The sequence below is a fragment of the Exiguobacterium sp. s124 genome (assembly GCF_018617485.1).
Lineage (GTDB): Bacteria > Bacillota > Bacilli > Exiguobacteriales > Exiguobacteriaceae > Exiguobacterium > Exiguobacterium aestuarii.
In genome coordinates this window covers 138005-155136 of record NZ_JACSKH010000003.1, presented here as the reverse complement: position 1 = coordinate 155136, position 17132 = coordinate 138005, and the positions used below count along the sequence as shown (strand labels likewise).

Annotated in this window: 16 protein-coding genes and 1 riboswitch; of the genes, 10 read left to right on the top strand and 6 right to left on the bottom strand. The window is 46.5% G+C overall.

The window, feature by feature from the left end; all coding sequences use genetic code 11:
• The first annotated feature begins 60 nt into the window (after nucleotides 1–60).
• A complete protein-coding gene (locus KNO85_RS13075) occupies nucleotides 61–615 on the top strand; it encodes a nitroreductase family protein (RefSeq protein ID WP_251126191.1) in 555 nt (184 codons plus the stop codon).
• A gap of 101 nt (nucleotides 616–716) precedes the next feature.
• On the opposite strand, the gene KNO85_RS13070 is transcribed toward KNO85_RS13075, so the two are convergent.
• Entirely contained in the window at nucleotides 717–902 is a 186-nt protein-coding gene (locus tag KNO85_RS13070; protein WP_214696806.1) for a hypothetical protein, read from the bottom strand.
• 109 nt (nucleotides 903–1011) lie between these two features.
• A complete protein-coding gene (locus tag KNO85_RS13065; RefSeq protein ID WP_214790726.1) occupies nucleotides 1012–1548 on the bottom strand; it encodes a gamma carbonic anhydrase family protein in 537 nt (178 codons plus the stop codon).
• 119 nt (nucleotides 1549–1667) lie between these two features.
• Between KNO85_RS13065 and ade the strand changes: the two genes are divergently transcribed.
• The 3 genes from ade (at nucleotide 1668) to KNO85_RS13050 (ending at nucleotide 5718) form a co-directional block, all read left to right on the top strand.
• Nucleotides 1668–3377: an adenine deaminase gene (ade, locus tag KNO85_RS13060; RefSeq protein ID WP_214790725.1), complete on the top strand. Its 1710-nt coding sequence runs from the start codon at nucleotides 1668–1670 to the stop codon at nucleotides 3375–3377.
• Between the two features lie 118 nt (nucleotides 3378–3495).
• Nucleotides 3496–3780 (top strand): hypothetical protein, encoded by a 285-nt coding sequence (locus tag KNO85_RS13055; protein WP_015880753.1) that lies wholly within the window; start codon nucleotides 3496–3498, stop codon nucleotides 3778–3780.
• A 57-nt stretch (nucleotides 3781–3837) separates the two neighbouring features.
• Nucleotides 3838–4012, top strand: a riboswitch (Lysine riboswitch).
• A 113-nt stretch (nucleotides 4013–4125) separates the two neighbouring features.
• Nucleotides 4126–5718: a Na+/H+ antiporter NhaC family protein gene (locus KNO85_RS13050; protein WP_214790723.1), complete on the top strand. Its 1593-nt coding sequence runs from the start codon at nucleotides 4126–4128 to the stop codon at nucleotides 5716–5718.
• Nucleotides 5719–6085: 367 nt separating this feature from the next.
• Here the strand turns inward: KNO85_RS13050 and KNO85_RS13045 are convergent, their stop codons facing one another.
• Nucleotides 6086–7711 (bottom strand): peptide ABC transporter substrate-binding protein, encoded by a 1626-nt coding sequence (locus KNO85_RS13045; protein ID WP_214790721.1) that lies wholly within the window; start codon nucleotides 7709–7711, stop codon nucleotides 6086–6088.
• A 223-nt stretch (nucleotides 7712–7934) separates the two neighbouring features.
• Between KNO85_RS13045 and KNO85_RS13040 the strand changes: the two genes are divergently transcribed.
• Nucleotides 7935–9338, top strand: a complete 1404-nt coding sequence (locus KNO85_RS13040) for a basic amino acid/polyamine antiporter (RefSeq protein ID WP_214790719.1) — start codon at nucleotides 7935–7937, stop codon at nucleotides 9336–9338.
• 18 nt (nucleotides 9339–9356) lie between these two features.
• On the opposite strand, the gene KNO85_RS13035 is transcribed toward KNO85_RS13040, so the two are convergent.
• Nucleotides 9357–11411, bottom strand: a complete 2055-nt coding sequence (locus KNO85_RS13035; RefSeq protein ID WP_214790717.1) for an EAL domain-containing protein — start codon at nucleotides 11409–11411, stop codon at nucleotides 9357–9359.
• Nucleotides 11412–11566: 155 nt separating this feature from the next.
• Here KNO85_RS13035 and KNO85_RS13030 point away from each other — a divergent pair, with 155 nt between their 5' ends.
• From KNO85_RS13030 to KNO85_RS13020, 3 genes are all read left to right on the top strand, one after another.
• On the top strand, nucleotides 11567–12769 hold the full coding sequence (locus KNO85_RS13030) for an ornithine--oxo-acid transaminase (RefSeq protein ID WP_214790715.1): 1203 nt from the start codon (nucleotides 11567–11569) through the stop codon (nucleotides 12767–12769).
• 82 nt (nucleotides 12770–12851) lie between these two features.
• A complete protein-coding gene (crcB, locus tag KNO85_RS13025) occupies nucleotides 12852–13241 on the top strand; it encodes a fluoride efflux transporter CrcB (protein ID WP_214790713.1) in 390 nt (129 codons plus the stop codon).
• The gene (locus KNO85_RS13020) at nucleotides 13238–13579 is read left to right on the top strand and encodes a fluoride efflux transporter FluC (RefSeq protein WP_214790711.1); all 342 of its coding nucleotides are present in this window, start codon (nucleotides 13238–13240) and stop codon (nucleotides 13577–13579) included. Before crcB ends, KNO85_RS13020 begins: the two co-directional genes overlap by 4 nt.
• 33 nt (nucleotides 13580–13612) lie before the next feature.
• Here KNO85_RS13020 and yhfH read toward each other — a convergent pair whose 3' ends face one another.
• Nucleotides 13613–13771: a protein YhfH gene (yhfH, locus tag KNO85_RS13015; RefSeq protein ID WP_015880761.1), complete on the bottom strand. Its 159-nt coding sequence runs from the start codon at nucleotides 13769–13771 to the stop codon at nucleotides 13613–13615.
• 151 nt (nucleotides 13772–13922) lie between these two features.
• On the opposite strand from yhfH, the gene KNO85_RS13010 reads away from it, so the two are divergent.
• Entirely contained in the window at nucleotides 13923–14285 is a 363-nt protein-coding gene (locus KNO85_RS13010; RefSeq protein WP_214790709.1) for an ArsR/SmtB family transcription factor, read from the top strand.
• 108 nt (nucleotides 14286–14393) lie between these two features.
• Complete coding sequence (locus tag KNO85_RS13005; protein ID WP_214790707.1) at nucleotides 14394–16436, top strand: heavy metal translocating P-type ATPase; 2043 nt, start codon at nucleotides 14394–14396, stop codon at nucleotides 16434–16436.
• A 42-nt stretch (nucleotides 16437–16478) separates the two neighbouring features.
• On the opposite strand, the gene KNO85_RS13000 is transcribed toward KNO85_RS13005, so the two are convergent.
• Nucleotides 16479–17102, bottom strand: coding sequence for a hypothetical protein (locus KNO85_RS13000; protein ID WP_214790705.1), 624 nt, complete (start codon nucleotides 17100–17102; stop codon nucleotides 16479–16481).
• Between the last annotated feature and the right edge of the window lie 30 nt (nucleotides 17103–17132).

The window sequence follows — 17132 nt, the reverse complement described above, 5'->3', positions numbered from 1 at the left end:
TTGAAATGAGAACGTTTTTCAATTATGATAGAGGAGAGAAAAGAAGGGGAAGTGACGGTCATGACAAAGACAGCAGCACAACAATTAATTGAGGAAAGACGGACGGTTCGGATGTTCAAGGAAGAACCGATCGATACGAAGGTGCTCTATGAGGTGTTGCAATCGGCACATCACGCACCGTTTCATAATAAGATCGAGCCATGGAACGTATATGTGTTCAATGGGGATGGGAAACAGGTATTACTCGACGCGCTCGAGCCAGCCTTCACGGAGGCGTCGGAAGGGCAACGTGAAAAGGTGACAGGACGAATCTTAAATGCCGCCACGTGTATGTATGTGACGGCAAAACGATTTGAGACGGATAAAGGAAATCGGGATGCGATGCTCGCGACGGCGACATTTATTCAAAATGTTCAACTTTTGTTCAGTGAACGTGAAATCGGGATGGTCTGGCGTACGGGTGGGTTATTTGACGATGCGCGTTTGAAGGAAATGATTGGAGCAGAAGGAGAAACATTTATCGGTCTTCTGCAAATCGGAAAATATGACACCGGGGACATTCCGACACCAAAAGCACGGCAACCGATTGATGCACATCTGACCATTTTCGAATAAAAAAGCGAGCGTGGGGATCACCCTCGCTCGCTTCATCTATATATCGGTCAATTATCGCTTTAATTTAGTTGCGAGCCAATCTTGAATTACAGGTGTTGGAATCATCCAGCCGTTCCTCCATTTTTAGAATCTTCTTCTCTACTATTATCCAAATGCATGCGTTCCCAAACCTCACGATGTGCACCATGGAGCGTGTCATCGAAAGAATCATCGATATGAAGACCATAACTTGGATTGATCGATGAAGCGTACAAATCTAACATGAGTTGATCGTGGTTCGGATACATAGAGTGGGCTCCTTTCAATACGTCAGCTTGGCTACATCATCAGTATACAAAGGAACTGTGTAGAAAATTCGAGAGAAACGTTAACATTTTATGAATCTTGTAAACGCTTTCACAAACTGTGCGTTTCGCTTAAGGGCACACACGTCTGTTTATATTGTTCAGCGCGTTTCGCGTACTTCTTAACGGTTCTCTCCATGATGAAACGATCCTCGTCATTCAATGGACGGACAACTTTTGCGGGGACGCCCATCACCATTACCCCTTCAGGGATTTGCATATTTGGTGTGACGAGAGCACCCGCAGCTACGAATGATCCTTTCCCGATCTTGGCACCATCGAGTACGGTAGCGTGCATACCAATGAGGCAATCCTCCTCAATCTCACAACCATGAATCATCGCCATGTGACCGATTGAGACACGGTCATGGATGATTGTCGGCGACCCTTCATATTGATGGATCATCGAACCGTCCTGAATATTCACATAAGCACCGATTTGAATCGGACCTTCGTCTCCACGGATGACGGTATTGAACCATATCCCCGAGTGCGCCCCAATCGTCACATCTCCAATCACATGTGCTCCTGGTGCGAGATAAGTCGTCGGGTCGACTTGTGGTGTCAGTTCTCCTAGTTTATATTGCATCGTTGTAACCCCTTTCAGATCGATATGCTATCATTGTCGCACAACTTGAAAAAGAAATTGCAACGAAAAGAATATTCTTGGTAAGATAGTTAAAATACGTTGAATAAGGAGATCGAGAGATGGAGAAACAACATTTGATTGACATCGCCGCAAAGAAAAAGAAAGCGGCCGTCGTCTTTAAAGACGTCGCTGTGATTGACGTGTACAGTCGTGAGACGATTCGTACGGACGTCGCCATCGATGCTGGGTATATTGTGGCAATTGGGGATGGATACGATGGAGAGGTCGAATATCATGATCCAACTTGGACGCTTGCCCCGTCCTTCATCGATTCGCACGTCCATATCGAATCGTCGATGGTCCCGCCACATGAGTTTGCGAAGGCGGTCTTGCCACTCGGTGTCACGACAGTCATTGCGGACCCGCATGAGATTGCGAACGTGAACGGGGCACTTGGAATTGAGTATATGTTAGCGGATGCGAAAGGCCTTCCACTCGACGTCCGGATGATGTTACCAAGCTGTGTGCCGGCGACGCCGTTTGAACATGCAGGTGCAAAATTGTATGCAGAGGACTTGGCGCCGTTTCTAGGAGATCCCGGTGTCCATGGATTGGGTGAGGTCATGGACTATCCATCGGTCGAAGCAGGAAGCGAAGACATGCTTCAAAAGATCGCACAGACGGAACAAGCGGGCAAAGTCGTGGATGGACATGCTTCAGGTCTCAACCCTGATCAATTGAACGTATATCGTTCAGCAGGAATCATGACGGATCATGAATGTACGACAGCAGAAGAGGCGATTGAACGGGTACGACGTGGATTCTACGTTCAAATTCGGGAAGGTTCTGTCGCTCGGAACGTGGAGAAGGTCAGTCTTGCTGTGACAGAGAGCAACGCCCATCGCTTCCTCTTCTGTACAGACGATAAGCACTTGGATGACTTGGTCGCGGAAGGTGGGATTGACTACAACATTCGTACGGCAATCAAGCAAGGGGTCAAACCAGAGACGGCCTATGCGATGGCGAGTTTACACGCCGCAGAAGCCTATGGATTAAAAGAGATTGGTGCCATCGCACCTGGCAAGAAAGCGAACTTCGTCATCTTGTCAGACGTCGAATCGGTAAAAATCGAACAAGTGTATGTCAACGGTACACTCGTCGCCGAAGCAGGGAATGCGACATTTGATGCTGAAGGAATTGAAGTGCCAAAACCGATGAAAGGCGAACTCGAGTTACCTGAATTGACGGCTGACTCGTTCCGACTTGCACCTAGCGAAGAGGAAGTGGATGTCATTCAAGTGCTTCCGAACAGCTTGTTGACGAAACGACAACGTCTCACGTTCCAACCGGATGCATCAGGCGCGGATTTAGCACAGGATATCGCAACGCTTGCTGTCATCGAACGTCATCACGGAACAGGTCACATGGCGCTTGCTCCCGTTACAGGATTCGGGTTGAAACGAGGTGCACTTGCGGCTACGGTAGCCCATGACAGTCACAACTTGGTCATCGCTGGGGTCAGCCCGGAAGATATGTTGCTCGCAGCGAGAACGCTTGAAAAAGTAGGCGGTGGGGTCGTCGCTGTATCGGAAGGGGAAGTGCTCGCCGTGCTCCCGCTTGAAATCGGTGGTTTGATGACGAAACGCCCTTACCGTGAAGTGGCAGATATTCTCGAACAGCTAAACGATGCGCTCGATGTTGTCGGGGCACACCGTCATTTCAATCCGTACTTGACGATGTCATTCCTTGCCTTACCGGTCATTCCAGATTTGAAATTGACCGATATGGGATTGTTCGACGTGACGACCTTCTCATTCATCAACACTTGACTCGGTCTAACGTATGATTTTTGTTAAGAACGGTCGATAACGATTGAATGACTGACTGGAAGTTGATATAGTTACGACAAGTTTCATCGGGTCAAATTTGAAAGGGGGGATATTACAGATGGAACAAGTTGCTTACAATCGGTCGTATGATGAACATGAGGAATTGATCAATTCTGTATATCGTGCTTTCAAGGACCGATGCGAAGAACTGCCAGAAGAAACACAGACGAAACGACGTCTGCGGCGGCTCATCTTCTCTACAATTAAAGAACAGACGAAGTCTCACGCTGACCGATTCGTGTTGTATCACTTCTTCAACGACTTCTTTAAAGCCGTAGAGACGAATGACCAAGAAGCACTTGCTGTTTTGAAACGAATCATTCGTGATGAAAAAAACTATTGATATGTGACGTCAACTTGTGATAATTTAGACGTAACTTTAAATGAATATTCGTGCTATCGATGAGGTAGAGGTGCGATGCTGATGAGTAAGTAGTCGGAGGATGACAACGATGAGGACTACAAAAAGGCAGGATCGCCGAAGTGCAACACCATGTCCGTGGGGTTGTGCTGGGCTGACGGGAAATACCCGTCGGACTGCCATACATATTTACGTATGGAGCGCTCCAAGTCGGCTAAGAAAGACGGAACATCCAGCGAGGGTGTCGGCTTTGTTGCCGATGCCCTCGCTTTGCGTTTTTTTAAGCATAGGGGGGCCTCATCCTAATTAAAAAAGGAGGAATTCAGCATGGTAGATTATTCAACTTCGGTACTTTCACTCGTACCGGCATTACTCGCAATTATTATGGCAATTACAACAAGAAAGGTTATCCCATCACTCGGTGTCGGGATTGTCGCAGGGGTACTTCTATTGCATAGCTTCAATCCGCTTGATTCGATTCAATACTTATGGTCGAACATTATCGCTTTATTCTGGTCGGACGGAGCCATCAATGAATGGAACGTCTTGTTGATTGCATTCTTGCTCTTGCTCGGGATTTTATCGTCAATCATTCAAACGTCAGGTGGTGCACGCGCATTCGGTGAATGGGCTGCTGCGAACGTCAAGACAGCACGCGGTGCGCGTCTCGTATCGTTTGGACTTGGTATTTTGATCTTTATCGATGACTACTTCAACAGTTTGGCAGTTGGGAATATCAGTCGTCCGCTTACGGACCGTAAAAATATCTCGCGCGCGAAACTTGCGTACACGATTGACTCAACGGCAGCACCTGTCTGTGTCATCAGCCCGCTTTCAAGTTGGGGTGCGTACATCATCGCCATCATCGCTGGGATTTTGACGAAATATTCGATTGATAGTTACTCATCGTTCTCTGCATTCATTCAAATCATTCCGATGAACTTCTATGCCGTCTTCGCACTCTTGTTGACAGCGTATGTCGCCTTCACTGGACTTGCCATCGGCCCGATGCGCACACATGAACTTCGTGCCCTTCAAGGTGAATTGTATGATTCGGCAAAAGGGAAGCCGATGGGTATGAGCGAAGACTTGCATGAACATGAAGGCGGAAAAGTTCGTGATTTAATCGTTCCAATCATTACGCTCATCATTGCGACAGTATCAGCGATGCTTTATACAGGTGGTCAAGCACTGGCTGCAGACGGTCAAGATTTCTCATTGATTGGGGCGTTCGAATCGACAGACGTGACACGCTCACTCGTCGCGGGTGTTGTCATCAGTTTGATTGTCGCATTCCTTCTACTTGTCGGACGTAAAATCCCGGCACGTGATTATGGTAAAGCAGCATGGGAAGGCGTCCGTGCGATGTGGCCGGCTGTTCTCATCCTCTTGTTTGCTTGGACAATCATCGCAGTCATTAGTGATATGAAGACCGGTGAATACTTGGCGAGCTTCGTCACAGATACAATTGCCGCTTCTTACTTGCCGCTACTTCTCTTCTTGATTGCTGGTATCATGGCATTCTCGACTGGGACGAGCTGGGGAACGTTTGGTTTGATGCTTCCGATCGGGGCAGACTTGATCATGGCGGTTGAACCAGAGCTTCTCCTCGCATCACTTGCTGCTGTATTGGCCGGTGCGGTGTTCGGTGACCACTGTTCACCAATCTCGGATACAACGATTCTCAGTTCGACCGGTGCAGGCTCGCACCACATCGATCACGTGTTGACACAGTTGCCATACGCGATTCTCGCGGCAGTCGTCTCAGCAATCGGATATTTGGTGCTCGGAATCACAGCATCGATTTGGATCGGTTTCTTCGCGGCATTGATCTCGTTTGTCGTATTGGTTGCAATCGCACAAGTGATTTCAAAACGTGGCAAAGTACCTGCTGAACTTCGCGCAGAGCGTGAGGCTTAATAGATGAAAATGACTTCCATCGGTTGATGGAAGTCATTTTTTATGTGCGGTCGTCACTGTATAAGTGAGACGGTCGAGCAGTCTACCGAGAATAAACCAAAAGGAGACTGTCATGATATACAGTGAGAACTGTGGCAAAGAAGTTGGATGGATGATATGTGAGGAAAACCAGGGTGTCTCGAGAAGCCAGAACGGAGGCGAGCTCAAGAACAATAGGATGTTCTTGTCATCAAATCCAACAATATTAAGGGTGCAGATTGCAATAGCAAATAGGGTGAGCCAAAGTGTCCAACTCTTCATAAGTTGAAGCCCCTTTCATGACAGAAAAACATCCTTGAACCGTATCGGTATCAAGGATGTTTTCTTATTATTTGACGTCAAGCCACTTGAAGCTTGCATCGGCACCGAACGGGTGGCGGTACATGTTCTCGATGTTTGAACGCTCTAAGTATGCTTCACCTTTTTGGTAAATTGGAGCGATCGCGAAGTCTTCTTCAAGAAGGATACGTTCAGCTTCCTGCATTGTTTCCCAACGCTTCATCTGATCGGCTTCTTTCTTCGCAGATTGAATCAACTGATCATACTCGTCGTTTGAATACTCCATACGGTTGAATGGTCCGTCTGTAACCCACATATCAAGGTATGTCATTGGATCTTGATAGTCAGGGCCCCAACCAGCGGCAGAAACGTCATATTCACCTTTTCCTTCGAGATCAAGGAAGTTTTTGAACGGTTGCTGTTTGATGTTGAGCGTCAAACCAGGCAAGTTCTTCTCAAGTTCACCTTTGATGAACTCATTGACTTTCTTGAAGGCTTCTTCGTCACGCGAGAGGAACTCGAGCTCGATTGTTTCGACGCCTAGCTCTTCAAGTCCTTTTTCCCAAGCTGCTTTCGCTTCATCGACATTGTAGCTGAGAAGGTCTGGGTGCTTCTCACGGAAATCAGCGCCGTCTTCCGTGAACGTGAAGTCTTTCGCCACGATAAAGTTTGCTGGTTGTGAACCGTCTGTCAAGATGACATCAGTCACACTTTGCTTATCAAATCCTTTTGCGAGTGCCTCACGGATATTGACGTTTTGAAGCGCTTCGTTCTTTTGGTTGAAGCGGAGGAAGTTGATTCGTGCATCGGCACGTGTCTTGAACTCATCGCTATCTTCAAATTGTGGAACGAACTCAGAAGAGAGGAGTGTATAGTCTGCTTCACCAGACTCGAACAAGTTGACACCTGTCGACACGTCTTTTACGACTTTTACGTTGATCGTATCCATCTTCACGTTTTCGGCATCCCAATACTCTGGGTTTTTCTTATAAACCCAACCTGCATTGTCTTGCCATTCGCTTAACACATAAGGACCGTTATAGAGCGTCTTGTCGACCGAAGTTGCGAATTCTTCGCCCTGTTCTTCAACGTACTCTTGCTTTTGCGGCATGTATGTTGGGAAACCAGTCAATCCTAAGAAATATGGTGCTGGTGCTTCCAACTGAACTTCAAGTGTCTTCTCGTCGATTGCTTTCGCACCGAGATCGTCAAGAGACGCTTCGCCTGCAAGGATTTTGTTTGCATTTTTTAAGTCTTGAAGGATATACGCATACTCTGCACCTGTTTCTGGATTGAGTGCGCGTTTCCAAGAGTAGACAAAGTCTTCAGCTGTGATAGGTGAGCCGTCTGACCAGTTCGCGTCACGTAGCTTGAACGTGTATGTAAGTCCATCCTCGGATACTTCGACATCTTCAGCGATTCCTGGTGTCGGTTGGTTGTTCTCGTCTAGACGATATAACCCTTCGAACACGTTGTTCGTCACGATGATCGATGTCGAGTCTGTCGTAAGAGTCGGATCGAGCTGTGGCAAATCTGTCGCCGATACCATTGTAATTTCTTTTTTAGCATCGCCAGAAGATGAATCCTCCGAACTCGATGAGTCGTCCCCTGTACTACAAGCTGCCGTCGCCAATAATGCGACCCCCGATAAAGCTAGCCATTTCTTGTTACGCATGTTTCAACCTCCCGAAAATTCTGATAATTTAGAATATGTTGTAATTAAACTACATCTCGGATGAATATGCAATGGAATTTTTCAAATTATTCGAAAATATAAACTTATTTAGAATACCTATCCATCAATCCTTTTAGGAAGTAGAATAGAAAAATCAACGAATGATTATACAGTATCTTTGTATAGTTATTCGGCAAGGTTATAGAGTAGTGGAGGCGTTAATTTGAAACAACATTCAGCCGGAATCGGCTTTTTCGGTCTCGCGGCCATGGTCGTCGGGACAATGATTGGCGGAGGTGCCTTTAATCTTCCAGGTGCCATGGCGCAAGGCGCGGGAGTAGGACCTGTTTTAATTGGGTGGGGGATTACTGGCGTTGGGATGATCATGCTTGCCTTCGTCTTTCAGTTTTTAGCAGACACACGTCCGGAGTTAGAAGGCGGTATTTACGCCTACGCGCGCGAAGGGTTTGGCAAATTTGTCGGGTTCAACAGTGGATGGGGTTACTGGATGTCGGCTTGGATTGGTACAGTGGCAAACATCACGTTGATTTTTAGCACGTTGGCATATTTTTTTCCAATATTCTCGGCAGAACACCGATTGTTCCGATTGTTCGTAAGTGCCATCTTGGTATGGGGATTATTTTGGCTTATTTCCCGCGGAATGAGAGAAGCGACCTTATTGAATATCGTCACGACGATTGCGAAGCTCGTTCCGATTTTTTTGTTCATCGTCCTCATCCTTTTTGCGTTTCAGATTGACACGTTCCGAGTCGACTTTTGGGGCGAGTCGGGATTTGTCTGGGCAGATGTTTTTCCGCAAGTGAAATCCACGATGCTCGTAACACTTTGGGCATTCGTGGGAATCGAAGGCGCAGTCGTCTTATCCTCGCGCGCACGAGAGAAAAAAGATGTGGGTCGAGCGACAGTGATTGGTTTAATCGGTACGTTGTTGATTTATATGATGATTTCGATTTTCTCGTTCGGTGTCCTAACGCAAGAACAGCTTGCGGCGTTACCAGAACCGTCGATGGCATACGTGTTAGAAGCAGTCGTCGGACCGTTCGGTGCCACGTTGATCAATATCGGCTTACTCGTCTCATTGACAGGTGCATTGCTCGGATGGACAATCTTGGCGACAGAAATCTCTTATGTCGCTAGCCGTGATGGTGTCTTTCCAAAAATGTTCAATCGACTGAATACCAACGACACCCCAGTGAACGCGCTATTCATCACACAAGTGTTTACGCAAGTCGTCACAGCTGTTGCCTTGTTCTCGGAGCAGACGTATCTCGTCTTGTCGAGTATCGCAGGGATCGCGGCACTCGTTCCTTATCTATTCTCGGCGCTATATGGATGGATGGAGGCAAAACGGACGGCATCGTTGCGAATGATGGTTGTCTCCGCGATTGCTTCGCTATATGCGACATGGCTGTTGTATGCATCGGGAATCGAATATGTTTTGATTGCGATGATTCTTTACGCACCAGGTGTGTTCGTCTTTCTTTTAGCAGAACGGGAACAGGGACGTCCGTTCTTGACGCGCACACAGTCGATGATTGCTGTCATTATTTTGTTATGTGCCACATATGGCATATATGGTCTTTGGACATCATCGATTGCATTATGAGAAAAACTCACCGACGCGTTATGCGTTCGGTGAGTTTTTTGATGATCGTAGTAATTGTTCAATCGTCTCTGGAGAACCCGGTCTTGCGTATAGGTAACCTTGGAATGAATCACATTCGGTGGACTTTAAATGATGAAGCATTTCTTCGTCCTCGACGCCTTCGGCCACGACGTGAAGGTTCAAACTCTTCCCAAGATGAACGATGACGTCGAGTAAGTGAGATTTGGATGCCATCCAATCGTCGAGAAATACTTTATCAATCTTGAGTTCATCGATCGGGAACGATTTTAAATACTGTAAGGACGAGAATCCTGTTCCAAAATCGTCAATCGACAGTCGATAGTTCAGGCGCTTAATTTGCTCCATCCGTTCAATGATTTCATCGGTCTGTTGCATGACCAAGCTTTCCGTAATTTCTAGAATGACATCTGATGTGTCGAGTTGGAGTTGTTGCTTAATATTTCGGAGTGTGTTCAAAAAGCTGTCGCTCCGGAACTGATTTGGTGAAATATTGATTGCCATCGATAGGGGCTGGTCAAATTCAGCTTTCCACGCCTTCAATTGTTTCGTCGCCTCTAAAATGACCCAGTTGTTGATGGGGACGATGAGCGCCATCTCTTCTGCGAGCGGAATGAATTCAGAAGGTGGGATTTGTCCCAATTCTTCGTGGTGCCAGCGAAGGAGTGCTTCAAAGCCGATGAGGCGATCTGTCGCAAGTTCGTACTTTGGCTGATACTCGAGATAAAAATGCTTTTCTTCGAGTGCGCGGTATAAAGCTTTCTCAATATGAATTTGTCTTGAGAAGGCAGCATCCATATCTTTTGTCACGAATTGTATCGTGCCGACCCCAATCTGTTTCCCTTTGAAGAGTGCACTTTCAGCACGTGTATACAGTTCCTCGAGTGAACTTGCCGAAGACGGGTAAAACACACAGCCGACTGAAATCGAGACCATGATCGAGTGATGGTAGATTCGGAATGGTCGTTGCAACTCATGTTGAAGATGGCGAAGTGATTGAAACACTTCTTCTTTTGACTCTTCAAAGAACATGACGCCGAACAGTCCGCCCGTCGGATGGAACAATAAAGCGGATTCCGGGATGAGGTGAAGTGCGCGCTCTTTGATTTGAATGAGCAGCTCATTCCCAACGCGAGATCCGAATGATTCGTTAATGATTTTGAAGCGGTCGATATCGAATAAGGCAATGTGAAGGAGTCCTTCCCGTTCATCGATTTGTTGAAGAATCGAACCGTATTGACGTAAAAACCCTTTCTTATTGAAGAGGCCTGTCAACTCATTTTGATAAGCAAGGAATCGGACTTCTCTTTCAAGACGTTTCTTCTCTGAGACATCAAACCCGAACGCCGTATACTGAATCACATCGCAATTGTCACTGACAATCGGAACAACGGTCAAATTGAGCCAGCACGGTTCCTGGTCATGCTCTTTACAGGAAATCGCCATTTCCCCGTTCCAGATATGATTCGTCGCCAAGGACTTTAAGACATCACGTGAAATATTGTATTGGTCGTTTGAGTCATGAATGAGCTCGAACCAGTTTCGGCCAATCAGTTGTTGTTCCGTCGCATCGAGTAGACGACATAATGATGGGTTAATATCAACAATCTCGCCTTTTGCGTTCGTCGCCAGGTAATGGGTCGACTGTTTAATCATTTCTTGAAAATGATGAAGTAAGTTGAACTGCTCTGTGCTGATGAGCGGACCAAACCCTTTTGGAAGGAAGGCGAGGAAGTAGCCATTAATCCCTTCGAGTGAAAAAGATTGCAAGTATGCGGTCGCATAAATGACGGATCCATCTTTATGTTGAAATGGTGTCATCGCCGTCGTTGAAAATGGATATTGAAGGAGAAGCGGTGTCCATGTCTCTAGAGCATGTTCCAACTGCCGAACGACAGGAAGCGGTTGATGGAGGACTTCTTCACGTTCCCAGCCAAATAATACTTCGGCATGTGTATTCCATAACAGTACCGTACCATCTTGGGAAATATAACAACACGGTACAGACAATGCATCGATGAATTGGTCTACCTTTAAATCACGCAATGAAGCCACATCATTTCCTCCAATCTGTCATGCTAAATGAATATTCTAATGTCAGTGTACCTGATTTTGCCAATTCAAGGAATGCTTAAGTTCGCCATTGTCAAAAGAAAGAGGGACATCATATACTGAAAGGGTAAGATAGTTTTGAATAAGGGGGAAGCAATATGTCAAAAACACATGATGTGATTGAGCTGACAGAAAAGTTCGGGGCGCACAACTATCATCCACTACCGATTGTTATTTCGGAGGCGAAGGGGATTTGGGTAACCGATCCTGAGGGGAATCGCTATATGGATATGTTAAGTGCATACTCTGCAGTCAACCAGGGACACTGCCATCCGAAAATCATTCAAGCGCTCAAGGATCAGGCGGATAAGATTACGTTGACGTCACGTGCCTTTTACAACGATCAACTCGGACATTTTTACGACAAAGTGGTAACGCTTACAAAAAAACAAATGGTGTTACCGATGAATACGGGAGCAGAAGCCGTCGAGACAGCTGTTAAAACGGCTCGTCGTTGGGCATATGAAGTGAAAAGGATTCCAGGTCAGGCCGAAATCATCGTCTGCACAGGAAACTTCCATGGACGGACAATGGCTGCTGTGTCGATGTCGACCGAAGCAGAATATCAGCGAGGATTCGGACCACTCTTGCCAGGATTCAAAGTCGTTCCATATGGCGATATCGATGCATTCGAAGCGGCAATCACAGAGAATACTGCAGCGTTTATCGTAGAACCGATTCAAGGGGAGGCAGGAATCATCATTCCGCCAGAAGGTTACTTGAAACGTGCATCGGAACTTTGTAAACAACATAACGTCCTGTTCGTAGCGGATGAGATTCAGTCAGGGCTTGGACGCTCTGGAAAATGGTTTGCCATCGAGTGGGAAGATGTCACACCGGATATGTACATTCTCGGAAAAGCACTTGGAGGCGGTGTCTTCCCGATTTCATGCGTTGCAGCGGATCAAGAGATTCTTTCCGTATTCAACCCAGGATCGCACGGCTCAACGTTTGGTGGAAACCCGCTCGCTTCCGCGGTCTCGGTCGCGGCGCTCGAAGTGTTAGAAGAAGAGAAACTTGTTGAGCGTTCGTTAGAGTTAGGGACGTATTTCATGGAACGTTTGAAATCAATCGACAATCCGATGATTCGTGATGTTCGTGGTCGTGGATTATTCATCGGCATCGAATTGACAGAAGCAGCTCGTCCTTATTGTGAGGCACTGAAAGAGCGTGGACTTCTGTGCAAAGAAACGCATGAGACAGTGATTCGATTGGCACCACCACTCGTGATCACGAAAGAAGAACTCGACCAAGCGTTTGAAGCAATCGAAGCGGTTCTTGCTCCGGCAGCTATTTCGTAAACAGCGTCAGCTTGGTATAATAGCCTCAGTTGAATCGACACCTGCATGTTGCAGGTGTCTTTTTCGTGGAGGAGGAATTTGGATGCTGTACGTATACGTTGGATTAGCAGGTGCAGTTGGAGCATTGGCACGTTACGGACTTGGATTACTCGTCGATTCATTCGGGACGAGCCCGTTCCCTGTCGCGACACTGCTCATCAATTTAATTGGAAGCTTTCTATTAGGATGGATGACGCATCGATTTCTTCAAACGGGAAAATTTTCTCCCCAACTCGTCACGATTGTCGGAACCGGAATGATCGGGTCATTTACCACGTTTTCCACGTTTAGTGTAGAGACGATCCAATTAGTTGAAAATGGTTATGTACTGCTCGCTATTTCATACGTGTTCCTCAGCATCACATTTGGTTTATCAAGTTCATGGCTTGGCTATCGTATCGGAACAAAAGCAACAAGAGGTGAAGTAGAATGACGTTCGTTTGGATTGCGACCGGCGCCTTCATTGGTGCAATTCTCCGCTTCACAATTGGTCAGGTCATGAAAACGTGGTCTGATTCCACTTTTCCATGGGCAACGTTGTTTGTGAATGTGACAGGATCTTTTGGTTTAGGCTATTTATATGCGCACACCGATCAGCAATCACTCATCCTTTTCTTAGGAATCGGATTTTTCGGATCGTTTACGACCTTCTCGACCTTAAAACTTGAATTGATGCGGTTTGCAACAAAAGATTGGATCCGATTCGGTCTCTATTTGCTAACGACTTATCTGTTCGGTCTAATTGCAGCCTACATTGGTTTGACGATGTAAACAAAACACCCCTTCAGCCGAAGGGGTGTTGTCTTATTCTGCGAGTTGAAGCTTTTCTGTACATGAAGCACAAGTCGTTTCGTATGACTCGCACTGTTCGTCCATATGTTTCCCGCACTCCTGACATGTCTTATCCGGTAATTTTTGATAAAACTCGACAGATGATTCGAGTCGACTTGCCCATTCATTCATATGAAAATGCCTCCTTCGGTAAATTGTCTGACAGTTTTGGTTGTTGTATTGATTGTATTATAACAGAGGTAATTTAGTCAACTATAATATATAACAGATATCTTTATGAATTTTTGCTACACTATACACATAAAAAGACGAGGTGAAGAATATGAAAGTACCCCAATGTGAGACGATTGGGATTCAATCAGAAGATGTGCCTACACTGCAAACCGCATTGGCGCAATTAGACGCTCCACGTGTCAGTCGTCTGTTTAAAGCGTTCGCTGACCCGACTCGTTTGAAAGTACTGTATGTCTTGACGCTTGAACATGAACTTTGTGTTTGTGATGTTGCCGCCGTCATCGGTCATTCGAATGCGACCGCATCCCACCATCTTCGGACGTTACTCGAACAAGGGCTAGTGAAGTATCGTAAAGATGGGAAGGTCGTCTATTATTCTTTAGATGATGAACACGTCAGACAGCTTGTTGAAATTGCGCTGGCACATAGTGAAGAACAGAAAGACGTTTGAATCTCATGACCGATCCTATAAGGGGTCGGTCATTTTTACCTATTGTCATGTATTTCATTTCGCGTTACGATATATTCAAATGAACGTTTGAATGTTAGGGGTGACAAGATGAAAAACCGAGATGTATTACCTGTATCTGGAATCACCTGCACGAACTGTGCAGCTAAAATCGAAAGGGATGTCACGAAGCGTGAAGAAGTGGCCTCTTGTCAAATTGATTTTGCGACGAGTCGAATGGTGATTGAATGGATCGATGTTTCTGAGCGTGAAACGATGCTCGAGTCAATCGAACAGACGATGAAACGAATCGAGCCGGGTGCGAAGTTTATCAAAGCAGAAGATGACCCAGCTGAAAAACGGGACTTTATCCTTTGGCGATTCCTTGCGGCGGCCTTTATCTTTTCGATTGCTCTTTGGGTGGATTCCATCCCGGGTTATATTGTGGCGTACGGGTTGGCCGGATACGATGTCGTTTATGGGGCCATACGAAATGTATGGAACCGAGAGTGGTTTGATGAAAAATTCTTAATGACGATTGCGACCATCGGGGCATTTGCGATTGCCGAATATCCGGAAGCCGTAGCGGTCATGTTGTTTTATCAACTTGGAGAATACGTGCAAGGACGTGCGGTACGTGCTTCACGGAAGTCGATTCAATCTTTGTTGAATATGAGACCGACGCTCGCTCGGGTACTAAATGGTGAGGAAGAAGTAGAGCGATTGCCGGAAGAAGTGTCGGTCGGGTCACATTTAATCGTCCGTGCCGGAGAATTGGTTCCGATGGATGGTGTCGTGTTAAGTGGTGCGAGTTCGCTCGATACCGCTTCGTTGACGGGAGAGGCAGTTCCTCGTCAAGTGAGAGCGGGTGAAGAAGTATTGGCGGGGATGGTCAACATAGAGGGACGACTCGTCATCCAAACGACGAAGCTCGCCGCCGAGTCGAGCCTACAAAAGATGATTGCCCTCGTAGAAGAAGCGAATGGGAAAAAGGCAAAGACAGAACAGATGATCACTCGATTGGCGAAAGTCTATACGCCTTTCGTTGTCGTCATGGCGGCACTCGTAGCATTTGTTCCTCCGTTGTTTGTCGGTGACTTGTCAGAATGGGTATACCGTGCCCTCATTTTCCTCGTCATTAGTTGCCCGTGTGCGCTCGTGATTTCGATTCCATTGGGCTATTTCGGTGGGATTGGAGCGGGTTCCAAACAAGGGATTCTTGTAAAAGGTGGAGAATATTTAGACACGTTAACTGAAGTGGACACTGTTGTCTTCGATAAGACAGGGACATTGACGACAGGACGCTTTGAAGTGACGAACGTCGTGACGACAGATGGGGTACATGCTGAAGAACTGTTGCACCTTGCGGCCCGTGTGGAGCGGGCATCGAATCATCCGCTCGCGCAAGCTATTGTCAATCGAGTCGGAGACGTTCAGGCGTTCGAATCGATTCAAGAAGAGCCGGGGTATGGCCTCCATGCTTGTGACGGGAATGATCATATTTATGTCGGAAGCGCCCGTTATATGAAGCAGTTAGGTCAAACGATTGATGATTCGTCGATTGGTACGAGTGTTCATGTGATGAAGAACAATCGTTGGTTAGGGCGAATCGAATTGATGGATACGGTGAAGGCGGATGCGTATGATGCGATTCAAGCATTAAAAGAAGCTGGATATCGGACGGTAATGTTATCGGGAGACAGACGAGCGGTCGCTACAACAATCGGTGAACGACTTGGACTAGATGAAGTGCGAGGCGAATTGCTTCCGCACGAAAAAGTAGAAGCGATTGAACAGATGACCGCTTCCCGTAAAGTTGCATTTGTCGGAGATGGGATGAACGATGCGGCAGCGTTAGCGAGGGCTGATGTCGGTCTTGTCATGGGCGGAGTCGGAAGCGATACGGCGGTCACGGCAGCGGATGTGGTGTTGATGCATGATGACCCGAACGATGTCGTCCGAGCAATCGAGATCGGAAAACAGACGAAACGTGTCGTCTGGCAAAATATCTTCTTTGCGTTTGGGACGAAAGCACTTGTCTTGGTTTTAGGGTTATTCGGAATCGCCACGATGTGGGAAGCTGTCTTCGCTGACGTCGGTGTGGCACTGCTTGCCATTGCGAATGCGACAAGGTTACTACGAATGAATTCATGATGAAAAAGGAGTGTTTCAGCATAATCTGAGACACTCCTTTTCCTATTCGATCGTTTCCTGTTGGGGTTTGATACGTGCCAACAAAAAAGTCAGGATGACGATGATCGCAATCAATAAAAACGTGATGGTAAACAGTACTTGAGTTAAGAAAGAAACTTGATTTTCTGCTGCAATCAGTTCTTTTTGAATATCTTTATATTGCATCTGCTTGAGCGATCGTAAATCTTCTAAAATGGTTTGACGTTGCTGTGTCATCGTCTCAGCCACCGCAGTTGCTTGGATAAGATCCCCTTTTTCATAGATAACGAGTACGCGATCGGCTTCTTTTTCCCATATGGCATCTCTCTCGAGTAAATCGATAACGGAACTAGGTGTGTTCGGGTCGTCGATGACGGACTGCTTCAATGCCTTGGCCTGTCGGGACATGCTGTAGTACATCTCTAAAAAGTGTCGATCTTCATAGGCAAGTAAACCACGGATTGCGTTTGCGCGTTCGATATTATAATACATGATGTCTTCAATCGCTTCGTAAGAGCCGAATTGTTCATCTTGTATGATTGCTAGACGTTCATTCGTCTCTTTCAATTGAAAAATAAAAATACCAATGATCGAGATGGACAGAATGGATAGACTGATCCATAGTAGAATCCACTTTCGTTGTGACATCGTGACCCTCCTTTCTATTCCATCGTACAT